At 58.6% G+C, this 4,133-nt stretch carries 3 protein-coding genes; all 3 read right to left on the reverse strand.

Translation table 11 applies throughout. The features are described from left to right. Positions 1 to 120: 120 nt before the first annotated feature. A complete protein-coding gene (locus JQ632_RS38885; RefSeq protein WP_212408006.1) occupies positions 121 to 1,353 on the reverse strand; it encodes a cyclopropane-fatty-acyl-phospholipid synthase family protein in 1,233 nt (410 codons plus the stop codon). A gap of 80 nt (positions 1,354 to 1,433) precedes the next feature. Continuing rightward, the gene (gene lpxD / locus JQ632_RS38890) at positions 1,434 to 2,444 is read right to left on the reverse strand and encodes a UDP-3-O-(3-hydroxymyristoyl)glucosamine N-acyltransferase (protein WP_212408008.1); all 1,011 of its coding nucleotides are present in this window, start codon (positions 2,442 to 2,444) and stop codon (positions 1,434 to 1,436) included. 662 nt (positions 2,445 to 3,106) lie between these two features. After that, on the reverse strand, positions 3,107 to 3,883 hold the full coding sequence (locus JQ632_RS38895) for a hypothetical protein (RefSeq protein WP_212408007.1): 777 nt from the start codon (positions 3,881 to 3,883) through the stop codon (positions 3,107 to 3,109). Positions 3,884 to 4,133: the final 250 nt, after the last annotated feature.

Consider the following 4,133-nt stretch of genomic DNA (forward strand, 5'->3'; position numbering starts at 1 on the left):
CCGTCGATGGCCGCTTCACCTCGACGGAATCACGGTTCGCTCGGCTCCTCAAGACAGTTCTGCAACAAAATCGGCCATTTGCAGACTCGTGCACCGCAGCAAGTGTCGGGCCGGCATCGTTCAGTTGGCTGGCAGCGTCCAGGCCGCTCTCTCATCGTCGACCATAAAATCGCGTCTGATCGGCACCGCATCACGTTTGGTCGACAGCAGCAATTGAAACACCATGTGAGAGCCATGCAAGAATTCGAGTTCGACGGCGGCGAGATAAAATTCCCACATCCGACAGAACCGCTCGTCACAGATCGTAGCAGCCTTGGCCCGATTTTTGGCGAAACGCTCGCGCCAGTGTCTCACTGTGTAGCGATAGTGCAGCCGCAGCACTTCCATGTCGTCGCACCACAGACCGCAGCGCTCAGTTGCGGCGAACGTCTCGGATAGCGCTGGCACATAGGCGCCAGGAAAGATGTACTTGCGGATGAAGGGACCGGTGGTGCCGGGCTGCGACATCCGGCCGATGCAGTGGATGAAAGCATAGCCGTCAGGCGTCAGAAGCTCGCGGATTTTCAGGAAGTACTCGTCAAAATGCCCGATGCCGACATGCTCCATCATGCCGACCGAGACCACCCGGTCAAACTGTCCGGTGAGTTGGCGGTAGTCCAGTTCGCGAAACACGACACGATCGGAAACGCCGGCGGCCTCGGCGTGAATGCGCGCCGCCTTGATCTGCTCGGGCGAAACATTAACCGCGGTGACATGGGCGCCGGTCTCGCGCGCCAGATGAATGGCAAAACCGCCCCAGCCGGAACCGATCTCCGCGACGGTCATGCCGGGGTTCAATTGGAGCTTGCTGGTGGCGTGGATCAGCTTGTTGCGCTGCGCCTGTTCCAGGGTTTCATGCTCGGGATCTCGAAAGTAAGCGCAGGAATATTGCATCTGATCGTCGAGGAACAGACGGTAAAGTTCGGTCGAAATGTCATAGTGGTGACGGGCATGAGCGGCGGCGAGCCCGATTGGGTTCGCCTGATGCCAGCGGCGCAGGCCCCGCCACACCCGCCGCATCAGCTTCTGTGAGCCATAGGAATAAAGCCCGGCGCGGTTGACCGAGAACAGCAAAAGAAAATCATGAATTGCTGCACCGTCCTCCAGCGTCAGCGTGCCGTCCATGTAGGCTTCTGCAGCGTATAGCTCCGGATTGACGAACAGCTTGATGTAGAGCTTGCGATCGCGGAGGCTGATGGCGACATCGGGCCCGGGCAGACGTTCGCCAAAAACGTGGACCTTGCCGTCGGCGTCGCGGACCCTCAAGGTACCCTGACGGATGAAACGTCGCAGCAGATTGGACAATAGATACACGCGGGGGTCCTTTGCAGTCGCCGCAAGTCTGTGCCAACTTGCCCGAAAGAGTCACGCGGCGCGGGCTTTTATAGAACAAGTCATTCTTTCTTCTTTGCCATCTTCATGAGCGTGGCAATTTGCCGGAAGAAGTCCCTTTTCGGCTGAGCTGGGCTTCCGAGCACTTTGGCACCCGGATCCAGATCCGACATCAGACCCGCCTGCGCCCCGATCTCCGCGCCCCGTCCGATCCGAAGATGCCCGGCCAGACCCGCCTGCCCCCCCACGCGGACGAAGTCCTCAAGCACGGTCGAACCTGAAATACCGACCTGTGCGACGATGACGCAACAGCGGCCGAGGACAACATTGTGACCGATCTGCACAAGGTTATCGAGACGTGAGCCGGCGCCAATCAACGTGTCTTGCGATGATCCTCGATCAATCGTCGTATTGGCACCGACTTCGACGTCGTCTTCAATAATGACTCGCCCAAGCTGGGGGACGGAGAGAAATCCATCCTTGGTCGAGGCAAATCCAAACCCTTCCTGTCCGATCCGGGCCCCTGGATAAACGTAGACGCGTGCTCCAAGGAGCGCGTAGCTCAGACTCACATGTGCGCCAATCCGGCAATCTCGACCAACAATCACCCCGCCTCCGATAACTGCGCAAGGTCCGATCCGACAGCCAGGTCCTATTTCTGCTCCGGTCTCAATCACAGAAAGCGGTCCGACCTCTGCCGACGGATCGACGAGCGCCCCGTCGGCAACAAATGCAGACGGGTGAATACCTGGAGATGGCGGGGGCACTGGATGGAACAGTGCCGCAACGCGTGCCCAGGCAGCGTATGGTTCATTCGTTACGATAGTCGCCGCTTTCGATGGCACTCGCGCAGCCATATCAGGATGCACGATGACAGCACCAGCCAACGTCTGATCCAGTGCGGAAGCGTAACGTCGATTGTCCAGAAAGCTCACTTCCTTCGGGCCAGCCGTCTGAAGAGGGGCCACACCTTCCAGGAGCAGCTCGACTTCATCGGCAACGCCGCGTGCTGCACTCGCAACAACTGCAAGTGAAAATGGTCCACTTCGGCGAAAGAACCTCGGGTTGCCCAAAGTTGCTTTGATCATCAACGTTCCCGACCCGCAGATCGAATTCGAGTACCAAGCGATGAGCGTCAATAGCAGGGTTGATACGGAGAATACCCACAAGCCCTGTTATAGCGATACGCCCCGTAAGCACCGGCTCCCACCGCTGCCGCACTGTAGTAGGCTCGGCGATGCACTCTGCGATTGACGCCTGCTATGCTCATCGGTGTAAGTGGTCGCCCAACTCTCGCTTCAGCACGATCAACGGATACAGACACCACTTTCGCCGGCGAGTAGTGAGGCGACAATGGAGCTGCGGTTAAGAGCGCCGCAGTCACGATCAGTCCGAGAAGCTTGGCATTTCTTGTCATGTTGTTCTCTGCTGGTAGGACGATGATCAAACCTAACGTGACGTGACGTGTCGTGTCTTGCCGTTGACCTAAATCAATACGGAACCAACTTCGAATGCGCCGCACAAAATCGAGCAGAGACCCTTTGCCGGTCTTGGACGGCAGCGGTGTCGTGCGTCACAGCGAAGTCCGACACGGTGATGACCGCTCTGGGTCAAAGGCTGCCCTCGGCTGCTTGCATGACCCGAGTCGGCTCGACCTCCCGGAAGCAGGCGTCGCAGTGCTCCGAGCTAAGGTCAGCCACAGGCCACTAATCGACATCGCCGCAGAAATCCCATCCTATGAGCGCGGCAGATCAAACTCGAAGATGCGTCCGTAGTTGACAACAGGCGCGCGGGTACCGGCTAACCGAAGGGCGCACCAAAACGCGACCTGGTTCGCCGTCAAAACGGGACGACCTAAGGTATCCTCCAGCGCTTTGATTACGCCAATCGCGCGAAAGCCGTTGCCACCAATGAAAACAGCTTCGGCATTCTTGGGTACGTGAGAACGCACCCAGTCGTAGAGCCGTTCAGGCTGAATAGCTTGCTGATCCGATGGCAGACCTGCCGGTGCGCTGTAGGCGATTTCTACCCCTTGGCTCTGGAAGTAGCGGGCGCCCTGCTGAGCCATTTCAACCGAAAACCATGGGGGACTGATTAGTGCTACCTGTTTGGCGGCAAGCGCAACCAGTGCAGTAGCTGCGGCTGCACATGGGATGACCACTGGGATGCCTCGTGTGCGCGCTTCCAGGCGCGACTTGAGTGCCGCATCATCGGCTGCGCCTCGGACATAACTGCTGCTTGTGAAGCCAAAAACGATTGCGTGTAGTGGGGCCATCGCCAGCATCTCGGCGGCATCGTCCACGGCTGGCGGATCGGCAATTGCGCGCACCGGATCGTCGGCGATAGTCGGGTCCATCGTTCCGCCCGGTCTATAGCCACCAAACGGAATGCGCGCGGCGTGGATCGAAATTCCATCAGGAGCGAGCGCGTTGAATTCCGCTTCTGGAACTACGTCTGCATGGGGCGTGAGAACGCCAATGCGGGTTTGTCCCCAACCGTCCGGCTGCCACATGGTCGCCTCCTTCGATTGAAAAGTCGGTCGCTCAGGTTACGCTCGACGGCGCCTTGCCGGAAAGGAGAATGTCCGCATTTGGTCAACTGCGCCATTCTGACTGTGCGCCGATAACTTCCGGTCTACCCCGATAAGCAGACAATTTCAGAGCCAGGCGGTACTTCGCATTCGGGCCGATTTTGTTGCAGAACTGTCTTGAGGAGCCGAGCGAACCGTGATTCCGTCGAGGTGAAGCGGCCATCGACGGAGA

It is taken from the genome of Bradyrhizobium liaoningense, assembly GCF_018130955.1.
Classification (GTDB): domain Bacteria; phylum Pseudomonadota; class Alphaproteobacteria; order Rhizobiales; family Xanthobacteraceae; genus Bradyrhizobium; species Bradyrhizobium liaoningense_C.